15 protein-coding genes are annotated in these 13,765 nt (G+C 38.4%); 14 read left to right on the top strand and 1 reads right to left on the bottom strand.

Going from position 1 to position 13,765, the window contains the following annotated elements; all coding sequences use genetic code 11:
* The first annotated feature begins 120 nt into the window (after positions 1-120).
* The 5 genes from mnmG (at position 121) to KI375_RS14425 (ending at position 6,111) form a co-directional block, all read left to right on the top strand.
* Complete coding sequence (gene mnmG, locus KI375_RS14445) at positions 121-2,022, top strand: tRNA uridine-5-carboxymethylaminomethyl(34) synthesis enzyme MnmG (RefSeq protein WP_212974173.1); 1,902 nt, start codon at positions 121-123, stop codon at positions 2,020-2,022.
* A gap of 128 nt (positions 2,023-2,150) precedes the next feature.
* On the top strand, positions 2,151-2,867 hold the full coding sequence (gene rsmG, locus KI375_RS14440) for a 16S rRNA (guanine(527)-N(7))-methyltransferase RsmG (RefSeq protein ID WP_212974172.1): 717 nt from the start codon (positions 2,151-2,153) through the stop codon (positions 2,865-2,867).
* Between the two features lie 354 nt (positions 2,868-3,221).
* Positions 3,222-4,091: a nucleoid occlusion protein gene (gene noc / locus KI375_RS14435; protein WP_212974171.1), complete on the top strand. Its 870-nt coding sequence runs from the start codon at positions 3,222-3,224 to the stop codon at positions 4,089-4,091.
* A 420-nt stretch (positions 4,092-4,511) separates the two neighbouring features.
* A complete protein-coding gene (locus KI375_RS14430; RefSeq protein ID WP_207452404.1) occupies positions 4,512-5,273 on the top strand; it encodes a ParA family protein in 762 nt (253 codons plus the stop codon).
* Positions 5,266-6,111 (top strand): ParB/RepB/Spo0J family partition protein, encoded by an 846-nt coding sequence (locus tag KI375_RS14425; RefSeq protein ID WP_212974170.1) that lies wholly within the window; start codon positions 5,266-5,268, stop codon positions 6,109-6,111. The genes KI375_RS14430 and KI375_RS14425 overlap by 8 nt, the downstream gene beginning before the upstream one ends.
* A gap of 29 nt (positions 6,112-6,140) precedes the next feature.
* Here the strand turns inward: KI375_RS14425 and yyaC are convergent, their stop codons facing one another.
* The gene (gene yyaC, locus KI375_RS14420; protein ID WP_212974169.1) at positions 6,141-6,764 is read right to left on the bottom strand and encodes a spore protease YyaC; all 624 of its coding nucleotides are present in this window, start codon (positions 6,762-6,764) and stop codon (positions 6,141-6,143) included.
* 273 nt (positions 6,765-7,037) lie between these two features.
* Here yyaC and KI375_RS14415 point away from each other — a divergent pair, with 273 nt between their 5' ends.
* The 9 genes from KI375_RS14415 to rpsF all read left to right on the top strand — a co-directional run bounded on the left by KI375_RS14415 (position 7,038) and on the right by rpsF (position 13,709).
* Positions 7,038-7,235, top strand: coding sequence for a DUF951 domain-containing protein (locus KI375_RS14415; RefSeq protein ID WP_212974168.1), 198 nt, complete (start codon positions 7,038-7,040; stop codon positions 7,233-7,235).
* Positions 7,236-7,458: 223 nt separating this feature from the next.
* Complete coding sequence (ychF, locus tag KI375_RS14410) at positions 7,459-8,559, top strand: redox-regulated ATPase YchF (RefSeq protein WP_212974167.1); 1,101 nt, start codon at positions 7,459-7,461, stop codon at positions 8,557-8,559.
* Positions 8,560-9,271: 712 nt separating this feature from the next.
* Positions 9,272-9,571 (top strand): DUF2089 family protein, encoded by a 300-nt coding sequence (locus tag KI375_RS14405; RefSeq protein WP_212974166.1) that lies wholly within the window; start codon positions 9,272-9,274, stop codon positions 9,569-9,571.
* On the top strand, positions 9,571-9,855 hold the full coding sequence (locus KI375_RS14400; RefSeq protein ID WP_212974165.1) for a hypothetical protein: 285 nt from the start codon (positions 9,571-9,573) through the stop codon (positions 9,853-9,855). The genes KI375_RS14405 and KI375_RS14400 overlap by 1 nt, the downstream gene beginning before the upstream one ends.
* Before the next feature lie 107 nt (positions 9,856-9,962).
* Entirely contained in the window at positions 9,963-10,880 is a 918-nt protein-coding gene (locus KI375_RS14395; protein ID WP_212974164.1) for an ABC transporter ATP-binding protein, read from the top strand.
* Positions 10,873-11,871, top strand: a complete 999-nt coding sequence (locus KI375_RS14390) for an ABC transporter permease (RefSeq protein ID WP_212974163.1) — start codon at positions 10,873-10,875, stop codon at positions 11,869-11,871. Before KI375_RS14395 ends, KI375_RS14390 begins: the two co-directional genes overlap by 8 nt.
* A gap of 124 nt (positions 11,872-11,995) precedes the next feature.
* Complete coding sequence (locus tag KI375_RS14385) at positions 11,996-12,319, top strand: DUF378 domain-containing protein (protein WP_212974162.1); 324 nt, start codon at positions 11,996-11,998, stop codon at positions 12,317-12,319.
* A gap of 125 nt (positions 12,320-12,444) precedes the next feature.
* Positions 12,445-13,053 (top strand): phosphatase PAP2 family protein, encoded by a 609-nt coding sequence (locus KI375_RS14380; RefSeq protein ID WP_212974161.1) that lies wholly within the window; start codon positions 12,445-12,447, stop codon positions 13,051-13,053.
* A gap of 368 nt (positions 13,054-13,421) precedes the next feature.
* Positions 13,422-13,709 (top strand): 30S ribosomal protein S6, encoded by a 288-nt coding sequence (gene rpsF, locus KI375_RS14375; protein ID WP_212974160.1) that lies wholly within the window; start codon positions 13,422-13,424, stop codon positions 13,707-13,709.
* Positions 13,710-13,765: the final 56 nt, after the last annotated feature.

Genomic DNA, 13,765 nt, shown 5'->3' with positions numbered 1-13,765 from the left:
AACACAGGCTCGCCCGTTTTGACCAGTAACTAGCAGCCTTGTGTTGAGAATAAAATTTTTAAGACTTAATGTTTACTGTTAAAATAGATCAATCACAAATACTAAGGAGGATTAAATGATATGCAACAATATGAGGCAGGCCAATATGATGTCATTGTGATCGGAGCAGGCCATGCCGGATGTGAAGCGGGTCTGGCGGCTGCCAGAATGGGTGCGAAAACACTCATGCTGACACTGAATCTTGATATGATCGCATTCATGCCCTGCAACCCTTCCATTGGGGGACCAGCTAAAGGGGTTGTCGTCCGAGAAATCGATGCACTTGGCGGAGAAATGGCTAAAAATATCGATAAAACATATATTCAAATGAGAATGTTAAATACAGGAAAAGGCCCGGCAGTGCAAGCTTTACGAGCACAAGCAGATAAGACGCTATACCAACAAGAAATGAAAAATACATTAGAAAGTGAACCAAATCTTACCTTGCTTCAAGCGATGGTGGATGAACTAGTTTTGGAAGATGGTGTATGTAAAGGGATTGTCACTCATACAGGTGCGATCTTCCGAGGAAAAACTGTCGTGATTACGACAGGTACTTTCCTACGCGGTGAAATTATTTTAGGAGAATTGAAATATTCAAGTGGTCCAAATAATCAAAAGCCATCGATTAAACTGGCAGAATATTTACAAGAGCTTGGTTTTGAAATGGAGCGGTTTAAAACAGGAACACCGCCAAGGATTAATAGCAAAACCATTGATTATAGTAAAACAGAGATCCAACCTGGGGATGAAGAACCCCGAGCCTTTAGCTATGAAACAACGAAATTTATAACAGACCAGTTGCCATGCTGGCTAACGTATACGAATTTACAAACGCATCAATTGATTGATGAAAACTTGCATCGTTCTCCAATGTTTTCCGGTATGATTAAGGGAACGGGTGCCCGTTATTGCCCATCGATTGAGGATAAAGTAGTTCGTTTTAACGATAAACCGAGACATCAAATCTTCCTAGAACCTGAAGGAAGACATACAAATGAAGTCTATGTGCAAGGTTTATCTACTAGTCTTCCTGAGGAAGTGCAGCATCAATTAATTACAACTGTGCCCGGATTAGAAAATGCTAAAATGATGCGCCCGGGCTATGCGATTGAGTATGATGCCCTTGTACCAACACAATTGTGGCCAACATTGGAAACAAAAAAGATTAAAAATCTTTACACAGCTGGTCAAATTAATGGGACATCTGGCTATGAAGAAGCAGCCGCTCAGGGAATTATGGCTGGTATTAACGCAGCAAGGCGGGTGCTTGGAGAAGATGAGGTCATTTTAAGTCGCTCGGACGCTTATATTGGTGTCCTTATTGATGATTTAGTGACAAAAGGAACGAATGAGCCATACAGACTCCTGACATCAAGAGCGGAGTATCGTCTATTGCTTCGTCATGATAACGCAGATCTCCGTTTAACAGAGTTAGGTCATCAAATTGGTCTTATTCCTGAGAAGCGCTATGAAACATTTATCAATAAGAAATCAGCGATTGCTGCGGAGATCAAGCGATTCCGTTCAACGATTATTAAACCAAATGAAAAGACACAAGCCGTGATTCAGGAAGCAGGCGGAAGTCCTTTAAAAGATGGTATTCGTGCAGCAGATTTGGTCAAACGTCCAGAAATGTCTTATCAAAAGGTCATTGAATTGATACCATTAGAAGAAGAGCTACCAAAGCATGTGATTGAACAGGTTGAAATTCAACTTAAATATGAAGGCTATATTGAAAAATCACTACAGCAAGTAGAAAAGCTAAAAAAGTTAGAAAACAAGAAGATTCCAGAACAGATTAATTATGAAGCCATTAATGGAATTGCGACAGAAGCACGGCAAAAACTAATGAAGGTTCGCCCGTTATCCATTGCCCAAGCTTCGCGTATTTCAGGAGTCAATCCTTCTGATATTTCGATTTTGCTCGTTTACATTGAACAAGGAAAAATTGCAAAAATAGCAGAGAATGCGGCACAATAACAAAGCTATTAAAGGTTGGAACGTCTAAGACACCAGGTGGTTAGTGCGTTCCAGCCTATATCTTGGAAGATAGGAAATAAATTTAATTAGTGTTAGGATTAGGCCTAATAGATAAGGAATGAATTGATATGAATGTGGATCAATTTGTCAGTATGTTGGCGTCAAAGGGGATTCAACTAAATTCCCTTCAGCTTAATCAATTCGAGCAATATTTTGAAATATTGGTTGAATGGAATGATAAAATGAATCTAACGGCGCTCACAGATCGGGAGGAAGTTTACTTAAAGCATTTTTATGATTCGATTAGTGCCGCTTTCTTTATGGACTTTAAAGAGCCCATCCGTATTTGTGATGTAGGAGCAGGAGCTGGTTTTCCTAGTATTCCTTTAAAAATTTGTTTTCCCGAGCTGAACATTACGATTGTTGACTCTTTACAAAAAAGAATACGCTTTTTAGAGCATCTATCAGCAGAGCTACATTTGAAACATACATATTTCTATCATGATCGAGCTGAGACCTTTGCTCAAAATCAATCATTCCGTGCCCAATATGATATGGTAATGGCAAGAGCTGTAGCAAGAATGTCTGTGTTAAGCGAATTATGTTTGCCGCTTGTCAAACAAGGCGGGCGCTTTGTTGCGATGAAGGCAGCTAATGCGGAAGAGGAGCTGCAAGTGGCAGAAAAAGCGATTAAACAATTAGGGGGAAAAACAACCGCTATCCATTCATTTGAATTACCGATCGAAAAAAGTGAGCGGAGCATTATTGTGATTGATAAAATAAAAACCACACCAAAAAAGTACCCAAGGAAACCTGGAACTCCAAATAAAATGCCTTTAGAATAGGGAAATAAAGCAGGAAATGTCCAAAAAAGATAGAATGATATGGTATAGTGACATTTATCTGGATTTAAATTGAAAGTCAAATACCCGACTGATTCGGTCCTACAGGAAGTAGGTCACAAAGGTGTTGCCAACTAGTACAGGCAAAGCGACAGAACGTCGACATACTAAGCCTGCCAATAGGCAATTGCGAAATTAATCTGTGCTCCTTATTAAAGGAGGATTAAAGTCCGCTTTATGTGAGAAAAAAGCGTTCATAACAGCCCTTCAAAAAAAAGCTGCTAAGAAATAGACCCATACAGCCTTGGCTTATGGGGGATCAGCTGTAAGGGAGTTTCTATAAGGTGGTGTCGAAGGATGAAGCATCCTTTTTCTCGTTTGTTTGGTATGGGGGATAAAGAATTACCAATAGATAAAGAAGAGATGGACGAAGAAATAGAAGAAAAAGAAGAAGTCCGAAATATCCCCACGGTAAAAATTGTCCCAAATCGGTTTCAGCCGAGAACAATCTTTAATGAGGAAAAGATTGAAGAATTAGCAAGAACAATACGAACACATGGCATGATTCAACCGATTGTCGTTAGAGAGATAGAAGACGATCAGTTTGAAATTATTGCAGGAGAGCGGCGTTATCGAGCCATTCAGAGCCTTGAATGGGCAGAAGTGCCTGCGATTATTAAAAATTTAAATGATACAGAAACAGCCTCTGTTGCATTAATTGAAAATTTACAGCGTGAAGAATTGACACCCATTGAAGAGGCAATCGCCTATGGAAAGTTATTAGATATTCATAATTTAACACAAGAAGCATTAGCTCAACGCTTAGGAAAAGGACAATCCACTGTAGCGAATAAATTACGTTTATTAAAGCTGCCAGAAGAAATTCAAGAAGGCCTTTTACAGAAGAAAATCACGGAGCGGCATGCTCGAGCCCTTATTCCATTGAAAGACGTTGAAAAACAGATCCAAGTTATGAATTTGGTGATCGAAAAAAATTTAAATGTAAAACAGACGGAAGAGCAAGTCGTAAAAATGCTCACACAAAAAGAGAAACCTAAAACAAGGCGAAAAGCAATTAGTAAAGATATGAGAATTGCGGTTAACACAATCCGCCAATCTCTTTCCATGGTCACAGATAGTGGCATCAATTTAGATTCAGAGGAAGAAGATTTTGACGAATACTATCAAATAACTATTAAAATACCGAAAAAGGGCGCTAAAAAGTAAAGGGGACTTTCTTTTAGTGAAATCCTACTAAACTAAGGTAAATGGAGAAGCTAATAAGTTTCTCTTTTTTTTTGATTTAGCGAAGTCATAAAAAACTAGCTTGTATGGCGGTCTGCATCCAGCTCCAGCGCCTAGCGACTAGCAAACCTTCAGCTTCTGTTTGCGTAAGTCAACATCGGCTCATACTTCGCCGTGTATCCTGTATCTCAGGCGGCCTACAGGATGCAGGTCAGAACAGCGTTGCGCCAGGACGGCGCGTTTTTAGCTGTTCATCCTTACTATGAAAGTTTGTACGTCGCTAAACGGGCGCTTGCGCTTTGTTCTTTTAAAACTTTTTTTCTTACAAAGAGTTTTTAGTAGAGTTTTTTGTTAAAATAGAATACATGAGTCAATTTTGAACGAAAAAGGCAGGTGAAATCGTTGGGAAAGATTATTTCCATAGCGAACCAAAAGGGTGGCGTCGGAAAAACGACCACCTCAGTTAATCTTGGTGCTTGTTTAGCCTATATAGGAAAAAAGGTTTTACTTATAGATATAGATCCACAAGGAAATGCAACCAGTGGTTCAGGCATTGATAAAGGGGATGTACAGCAATGTGTCTATGACGTGCTTGTTGATGATGTTGATATGAAGACGGTCATTAAGCAAACAGCTGTAGAAAGGTTATTTGCAGTCCCATCAACGATTCAATTAGCGGGAGCTGAAGTTGAATTAGTACCGACCATTTCAAGAGAGGTACGATTGAAAAGAGCAGTAGATCAAGTAAAGGATGAATATGATTATATTTTAATTGATTGTCCTCCATCTCTTGGATTACTCACATTAAATGCTTTAACAGCATCCGATTCAGTGATCATCCCTGTTCAATGTGAGTACTATGCTTTAGAAGGTTTGAGTCAGTTGTTAAACACAGTCCGTTTAGTACAAAAGCATTTAAATAATGAATTGATGATTGAAGGCGTGTTGTTAACAATGTTGGATGCACGCACAAATCTAGGACTCCAGGTCATTCAAGAAGTGAAGAAGTATTTCCAAAATAAAGTATATCAAACCATTATTCCACGTAATATTCGGTTAAGTGAAGCACCGAGTCATGGAGAACCTATCATTCTATATGACCCAAAATCACGGGGAGCAGAGGTTTACTTAGATCTTGCAAAGGAAGTGGCTGAAAATGGCTAAAGGTCTTGGGAAAGGGATTAATGCTTTATTTACAAATGTAGAAGTTAATGAAGAGGAAACAGTACGAGAAATTGAATTAAAGGAAATTAAGCCCAATCCTTATCAACCTAGAAAGGTATTTTCAGAAGAGGCAATTTCGGAATTAAAAGAATCGATCAAACAACATGGTGTATTACAACCGATTATTGTTCGTAAAAATATTAAAGGATATGAAATTGTTGTAGGGGAGCGTCGTTTTCGTGCTTCTAAAGCAGCAAAGCTAAAAACAATTCCGGCTGTTGTCAAAGAATTTACAGATCAGCAAATGATGGAATTGGCTGTACTTGAAAATTTACAAAGGGAAGATTTAACACCCATTGAAGAGGCGCTCGCTTATCAAACCTTGATGGAAAAACTGGACTTCACACAAGAAGATTTGGCCAAAAGGTTAGGGAAAAGCCGTCCATATATTGCCAACCATATTCGCCTTTTAAGCTTGCCAGAAAATATTCAAAACCATATTGTGGAAGGGAAGCTTTCCATGGGACATGGCCGCACTTTATTAGGACTAAAAAGAAAAGAAAAAATTGAAGCTATTGCGGAAAAGTCTGTAAAAGAGGGACTGAATGTAAGGCAGCTTGAGCAACTAGTTCAGCAAATCAACCAAAATGTTCCACGTGAAACAAAAAAGGAAAGACCCAAAAAGGATGTTTTCCTCGTTGAAAGTGAAAATAATTTACGGGAAAAGTTTGGAACAACCGTTACAATCAAGAGAAACAAGAAAAAGGGTAAAATTGAAATTGAATTTTTATCAGCAGAAGACTTAGAAAGAATCTTACATTTATTAGAAAAAAACTAATTAAAAGGGAGGAAAATAAAGCCAGTGAGTTATAATAAATTTTCCTCCGACATATCCCATCGATGGGATGACGAGCCTTTTTGCTCGGTATAGATCTGATCTGCCTGAATAATGGCTGAAGCCAGTTGTTTAGCCATATTCATCACTAAGTTAAGCCGTGTATTCTGTAGAACAAAGAATTCCATATAGCCACTGACATTAACAATGCCTGTCATATGCATATGACCAACATGAGGTAGCTCCTTCTTTACGCCTGCACCAGGCTTAACAGGTCCCGCACCAACTTTAATCATTCCGATATTCTTCATTCTCCCTAAACAGGCGTCAATGCCAATTATAAAGGGGTTGGTGTATTGAGTTTGAATGGATTCCAACTTTTCCTGGAGGTTTACGGCATGGACCGGTTCATCCAATGTCCCATACACATGGAAATGGGTTAAGTTAGCTTCTTGAAGAAAACTGCCTGTTAAAGGGCCTAAAGAATCACCTGTTGAACGATCTGTCCCAATACATACAAGGATAATCGGGGAACGCTGATAAAGAGGAAGTAAATCTACCATCCCATCGGCAATAGATTTTGTAGATAATGGATCTGTATGGTGAATATGAATTTCCCTTTGTTTGGATATATGGAGGAAAGCTTCTTCTCTCATGCCGGTAGCTCCTTTTCCTTGGGATTGATTTGGTAATCAATGTTGATGGTGTCTAGCTACAGCGGCGGGGGATCGAGGTCAAATACCTCTGCACCTAGGAAGGGAACGTTTGCTTGTCGCCCCTAAACTACCGCCTTCCGCTTTTCGCAATCAGTACCATTATACGGAAGAGATATTCTTTCTATACATTGAAAGTGAAAAATCATAAGGAAGCTGTTCATTTCAATACACTTTTGCTAAAATATTATAAAATATTCATCAGGGGGAAAGAAATTGGAAAAAAAAGAATTCAATCTTCATGATGTAGTGGAAATGAAAAAGCAACATCCATGTGGCACCAACCGTTGGGAAATCATCCGGATGGGAATGGATATTCGCATAAAGTGTGAGGGGTGTGGCCATAGTGTTATGTTGCCTCGACGCGAATTCATGAGAAAGATGAAAAAGATCGTAGAAAAGCATGAGGAATAGCCTCATGCTTTAGACTGTGAACAAACACATACCTACTGCGCTGTTTAGCTCGCTTGTCTGTCCTCTTGGGCGACGAGCGTTTTCATACAGCTTGGTCAATCATATAATGTATGATGAAATTGTTTTTTAAAAAAGGACTCTCTATAATGGTAATGAATGAAATAGTAAAGAAAACCTTTATGGCAGTCGATAGAATGGACAAGTTAAAAGAGGAGTGACAACAATGGCCCTTACAGCAGGGATTGTAGGTTTACCGAATGTTGGGAAATCTACCTTATTTAATGCAATTACAAAGGCAGGGGCAGAAGCTGCCAATTACCCATTTTGTACAATTGATCCGAATGTTGGAATTGTAGAGGTTCCTGATATTCGTTTACAAAAATTAACAGAGCTTGTACAACCTAAAAAGACCGTACCCACAGCCTTTGAATTTACGGATATAGCTGGGATCGTGAAAGGTGCAAGTAAAGGCGAGGGACTTGGTAATAAGTTTCTCTCCCATATTCGCCAAGTTGATGCTATTTGCCATGTAGTTCGTTGCTTTGACAGTGAGGATATCACCCACGTATCAGGCAAAGTAGACCCAATTGACGATATAGAAACGATCAATCTTGAATTAATTCTTGCCGATTTAGAAACAGTTGACAAACGAATTGGTCGAGTGGAAAAATTGGCGAAACAAAAGGATAAAGAAGCCATTATCGAATTTGCGGCTCTCTCCAAATTAAAAGAAGCATTTGAAGCAGAGAAACCTGCTAGATCGATCGAGTTTACAGAGGAACAAATAAAGCTTGTCAAAGGTCTTCATCTCCTGACAAGTAAGCCTGTTTTATATGTGGCTAATGTGAATGAGGATGATATTCAAGATCCTGAACATAATGAATATGTGCAGAAAGTAAAAACGTTTGCGAAAGAAGATCAGGCAGAAGTGATTGTAATTTGTGCACAAATTGAAGAAGAAATGGCTGAACTAGATGACGATGAAAAAGCGATGTTCCTAGAAGAATTAGGGATTGATGAGTCAGGCCTTGATAAATTGATTCGTGCTACCTATAATCTTTTAGGTCTAGCTACTTACTTTACTGCTGGAGTTCAAGAAGTGCGCGCATGGACATTCAAAAAGGGAATGAAGGCTCCCCAATGTGCAGGAGTCATACATACCGACTTTGAAAGAGGGTTTATCCGTGCAGAAACAGTTTCCTACGAAGATTTATTAGCAGGTGGTTCTATGACAGCAGCAAGAGAAGCTGGAAAAGTAAGACTTGAGGGAAAAGAGTATCTCGTCAAAGACGGGGATGTTATTCATTTCCGATTTAATGTATAAGGGTATCCTAACGGGTACTCTTTTTTATTGAATAATCTTTTAGTCAATTTTATAATTTCTTTTGTAAAAAAGCCCCTGTACAATATAAATGATAATATAGCCTTGTAAAATACAGTATGAGACGTTGCGCCTTACGGGGGCGTGCAGTGAGCCTCCTGGGGGCACACAGAAGCGTCGATGTACTGGCTAAGTGCGGACAGGTGAGTATGTAACTTCTCAACCCGCTTTTGTGCGCATAGTCCCTCCTATGCACTAAATTTTTGTTAATGAAGCTTCTTTTGTGCGTGTAGAACCATCTATGCACCAAAATTTCATTAATGAATCCGTATTTGTGCGCGTAGAACCATCTATGCACCAAATCTCCGTTAATGAAACTGTATTTGTGCGCGTAGAGCCATCTACGTACCAAAATTCCGTTAATGAAGCTGCATTTGTGCACGTAGCCCCCTTTTAGTTATAGATCGCTCTTGTATCGTCTTCCAATCTAATCAACTCGTTCACCTTTTGAAATTTGGCAATAGAAAATTAAACGTTCTTCATTTTTCAAATGAAGGGCGTTTTTGCCTTTCATTGAACCAGGTTATTTGCTTGTAACCGATAGTCAGCTCCTCGCACTTTTTACAATGTTTTTTAATAAAGTTAAACTAAACTTTAACTTTTATTATATTTATGTTAAAGTAAATTTATACATTGAGTGAGGAGAGGTGACAAAGTGGATATTAAAAATGTGCCGAATTGGATCTTATCTTTAGATGAAGAGGATGTTGAATTCATTAAGAAATTTGTGATGAATTCAGGTTCTTTAAAAGAGATCGCAAAAATTTATGAAGTTTCTTATCCAACAGTGAGGATTAAATTGGATAGATTGATTGAAAAAATAAAATTAAATGATGCTGCTGATAATGAGGATTTTATAAAATTCATTAAACAGCTATCGATTGATGATCGGATTAATTTGGAAGAAGCGAAATTAATTATAGAAAAATACAAAAAAGAAAAGGGGCGCTTATAGTGGGGTGGATTATTAATTCATTATTATCAATTTTAACATTGGTTGTTCAGCATTTTTTATCAACAAGAGAGAAAGCATTTTGGGGTGCAGTGTTACCAGTATGTTTTGTTGCCTTGATGATGTACCTGAGATTTCGAGGGGGAATAGATGGTGAGAAGAATTTTTGGTTTATCTTAACGTTAGGAACAGTTATTTTACTTTCAATTTGGACATCAGGTAGAGAAACTCTCAAAAAAAGGAGAAAAAAGGAATTAGATAAGATGAAATCTCACGATTTGAAGTAATGGGGAGCTTTTCTAGTATGTTTCCTATAGTGACTAAATTTATGTGAATTGAAACTTTACTGCCTCTAAAACGTATATGTAATGAACAGAAAGTGGGGAATCTTTATATGACTGAAACAGCGATGGAATTAATCAATGTAGAGAAAACCATCGGAAAAAGGAAAATTATTAATAATCTTTCATTTACTGTCAACAAAGGAGAAGTGTTTGGCTTTCTTGGACCAAATGGTGCAGGTAAGACAACGACTATCCGCATGATCGTTGGTCTAATGAAACTGTCGAATGGGGACATTCGGATCTGTGGCAGTAGTATTAAGACTGATTTCAAAGAAGCAGTGCGGCATGTTGGTGCGATTGTTGAAAATCCTGAACTTTATCAGTTTATGAGTGGATTGCAGAATTTGCGTCATTTTGCCCGGATGATACCTGGCATTACGGAGGAACGCATATGGGAAGTCGTCAAATTGCTCGGTATGGAAAAGCCAATCAAGGAAAAAGTGGGGAGATACTCACTTGGTATGCGGCAACGACTTGGTATTGCTCAAGCTTTACTTCACAGACCATCCATACTTATCCTTGATGAACCGACAAATGGGCTTGATCCTGCCGGTATTCGTGAAATCCGTCAATATATTCGTAAGCTTGCTGAGGAAGAAGGGGTTGCCGTAATTATATCCAGCCACCTTTTATCTGAAATAGAACTGATGTGCGATCGGATCGGCATCATCAAAAATGGTGAATTGATTGCAACAGAATATGTACGTGACCATGAGGACCAACATCTCAAGCAAATCATGATTGAATCTGAACCTACCAATGAGACACTTCAAGTGCTCAAAAGAGAATTTGATTTTGAGACAAGTACCAGAGATGGCCAAATCATCTTCAAATGTGAAAAAGCGGATGTGCCCAATGTCGTTAAGACGCTCATTGCCAATGACATTCATGTCTACCAGGTCAACATATCCAACGACTCCCTGGAAGATAAATTCTTTAATTTGATTGGGGAGAACATCATTGAGTAGATTTTTCAGACTAGTATTTAACGAAGAATTCAAAGTATACATACGCAAGTCAACATGGATTATGTATATCTTTATGGCAGTTATCATTATTGGTTTAGGTGTGATGACAAAGACAGTTGGTGATCTTGAAGATAGATACCAACAAGATAACTGGCGTGAAGTGATGCAAGATGAAAATAAAAAACTGGAAAAAGAAAACGAAGAATACCAGAAAAAACTTGAGGAAAATGCAGACGACTTTATTGTCGGACCGGACATGAGCAGGGTGACCAAGAATAACTATTACCTAGAAAATAACATTCAGCCGACCCAATACGGTGCTTGGCAATTTGTTAAGGACAATGAACTTCTTCTCTCGCTTGTCAGTCTATTTACAATTATCGTTGCAGCGGGAATTGTTGCACAGGAATTCAGATGGGGCACGATTAAGCTGCTATTAATCCGTCCAATTTCGCGTACGCAAATCCTGTTGTCTAAATATATATCGGTGTTATTGTTTGCGCTTTTGACATTACTATTCGTGTTTATTTTCTCATGGATTATTGGTGCGCTCCTATTCGGGGTGGAAGGACTAAATCCCGAAATAATTGTTTCAACGGACATCTTTGCTGATAATCCTGATTTTACTAATTTAAATCTTATTAAAGAGATTGCTTCCGGCTATGGTTTCAAAATCGTCAATCTAGTTATGATGGCGACATTTGCATTCATGATTTCGGCGGTTTTCCGCAACGGAACATTGGCGATTGGAGTAGCTGTATTCCTTATGTTCACAGGCAACTCGATTGTCGCCTTCTTCTCTAAGTATAGTTGGTCTAAATACATTCTGTTTTCAAATACAAATTTGAAGCCTTATTTTGAAAATGGAGGATCGCCAATCGCAGAAGGAATGTCTCTCGGCTTTTCCATAACGATTTTGATTGTGTATTATGTCGTCTTTCTATTGTTATCATGGATATTCTTTGCAAAACGTGACGTTGCTGGACAATAATAAATTTCGTTTTGTCTAAGAAAAGTCAAGGAGATAATATCTATGTATAAAACCACCTCGCCAGACAAATAATAAACTGGAATCAAATAATTGATTCAATTTGGCATAAAAGAGGTGTGCTTACATGACAACGTTAAAGCGGATTGCGCTAGCATTAGTCATTATAGGAGCCATAAATTGGGGGCTAATTGGTTTATTCCAGTTTGATTTAGTCGCTGCGATCTTTGGTGGACAGGCTGCGGGTCTTTCCCGAATTGTCTATACTTTAGTTGGACTTGCGGGACTTGGAAGTATTGTCTATTTCTTTGATCAAGATGTTGTAGAGGGGAATGAGTCAGCTTTTAGAAATACTGACTTTGCAACAGAATTTGCAGAAGAACCAGATGTCGATCGATTATATAATCCCTCTTTAGAAGCGTATGAAAACGAGGACGAAGAAGAATTTTAACAAAGACTCGGTGAGGATAAAACTCACCGAGTTTTTTTATGGAAAATGCCCAATGCCATTTCTCACTATGGTATAATGAAAAATCAAAATGAGAAATTTCTTGATTATTAGAGAAGGGGAACAGCATGAATATCGATTATCAGTTATTTAAAGTAGTCAATCAGCTTGCTGGTCAAAGTCATTGGTTAGATCAGTTCATTATTTACTTTTCTAAATTTGGACCGATTCTTTTTGGACTCGTTTTTATTTTTCTATGGTTTGTGCCAACAAAAAATAAAGATACAAATCGACAAATTGTTTTATTTGCTTTTACGATTGCGATTTTTACACTTGGCGTCAATAAAATAATTGAATGGATGTATTTCAGGCCACGACCATTTGTGAATCATGATGTGAATTTTTTAAGTGATAAATTAGAGACCGACCCTTCCTTTCCAAGTAATCACTCAGGTGGTGCCTTTGCATTAGCAATTGCCTTGTTTTGGAAGCAGAAAAGCTGGGGGAGTATTCTGCTATTTATGGCTGTCTTTATGGGGATTTCCCGACTGTACATCGGTGTCCATTACCCAACAGATGTACTAGCAGGTGCAGTAATTGCTTTGCTTGTCACGATGATTATTATGTCCTTGAGCCGATATTTAGAGCCTATTTTTAATTGGATCATTGGAATCTATAATCGAATTGAGGCAAAATTATTTGGAAAAAGGGACCATGAATTTACAATGAAAAAGTAAAATTAGTGAGTTGTTATTCATTAATTGCTACATAAAATTCGAGTGAAGAACATGATCATGTTTCTTCATTCGGATTTTTTTATTGGTTGTGCTAGGGATATTGCAACCTGTCCGCCATTGTGATAGAATGAATTATTGTGAGTAATGCAAATTGCTCCTTGCTCTTTATCGTAGACTAGCTGCAGCGCCAAGCTCCTCGAGGTTAAATAACCTTTCACCAATGAAGTCAAAAAACAGACTTCCTTGTTGAAAGAACATTTGCTTGTCGGAGGACGATAGGACGTCGCGTCTTTAGCCGCTTATCCTATCAAGACGCTTCCGCTTTTCAGATAAAAGAGCCGCATAGACCATAGGGAGGTGACTATACGATGAAAAAGTACGAAATTATGTACATTATCCGTCCAAATATTGAAGATGAGGCTAAAAAAGCTCTTACTGAGCGTTTTGACGGCGTTCTTACTACAAATGGTGCGGAAATCATCGATTCAAAAGATTGGGGCAAGCGTCGTCTTGCATATGAGATTGAGGAATTCCGTGAGGGACTTTACCACTTAATCCATGCAAATGCTACTCCTGAAGCTGTTCAGGAATTCGAACGCCTTGCGAAGATCAGCGGTGATATCATTCGCCATATTGTTGTTAAAGATGAAAAATAAAAATGTTTCACGTGGAACATTTATTAAAAAAGAGAAGTAAATCGGGAAGAGGTTGA

It is taken from the genome of Bacillus sp. J14TS2 (assembly GCF_018333015.1).
Lineage (GTDB): Bacteria > Bacillota > Bacilli > Bacillales > Bacillaceae_C > Lederbergia.
The sequence above is the reverse complement of the archived record's forward strand: the minus strand, read 5'-3'. Positions and strand labels throughout refer to the sequence as shown.

What these genes read in the sequence shown, in the direction of transcription:
- mnmG (WP_212974173.1), top strand. Translation starts at nt 121, where the DNA reads ATGCAACAATATGAGGCAGGCCAATATGATGTCATTGTGATCGGAGCA.
- rsmG (WP_212974172.1), top strand. Translation starts at nt 2,151, where the DNA reads ATGAATGTGGATCAATTTGTCAGTATGTTGGCGTCAAAGGGGATTCAA.
- noc (WP_212974171.1), top strand. Translation starts at nt 3,222, where the DNA reads ATGAAGCATCCTTTTTCTCGTTTGTTTGGTATGGGGGATAAAGAATTA.
- KI375_RS14425 (WP_212974170.1), top strand. Translation starts at nt 5,266, where the DNA reads ATGGCTAAAGGTCTTGGGAAAGGGATTAATGCTTTATTTACAAATGTA.
- yyaC (WP_212974169.1), bottom strand. Translation starts at nt 6,764, where the DNA reads ATGAGAGAAGAAGCTTTCCTCCATATATCCAAACAAAGGGAAATTCAT.
- ychF (WP_212974167.1), top strand. Translation starts at nt 7,459, where the DNA reads ATGGCCCTTACAGCAGGGATTGTAGGTTTACCGAATGTTGGGAAATCT.
- KI375_RS14395 (WP_212974164.1), top strand. Translation starts at nt 9,963, where the DNA reads ATGACTGAAACAGCGATGGAATTAATCAATGTAGAGAAAACCATCGGA.
- KI375_RS14385 (WP_212974162.1), top strand. Translation starts at nt 11,996, where the DNA reads ATGACAACGTTAAAGCGGATTGCGCTAGCATTAGTCATTATAGGAGCC.
- KI375_RS14380 (WP_212974161.1), top strand. Translation starts at nt 12,445, where the DNA reads ATGAATATCGATTATCAGTTATTTAAAGTAGTCAATCAGCTTGCTGGT.
- rpsF (WP_212974160.1), top strand. Translation starts at nt 13,422, where the DNA reads ATGAAAAAGTACGAAATTATGTACATTATCCGTCCAAATATTGAAGAT.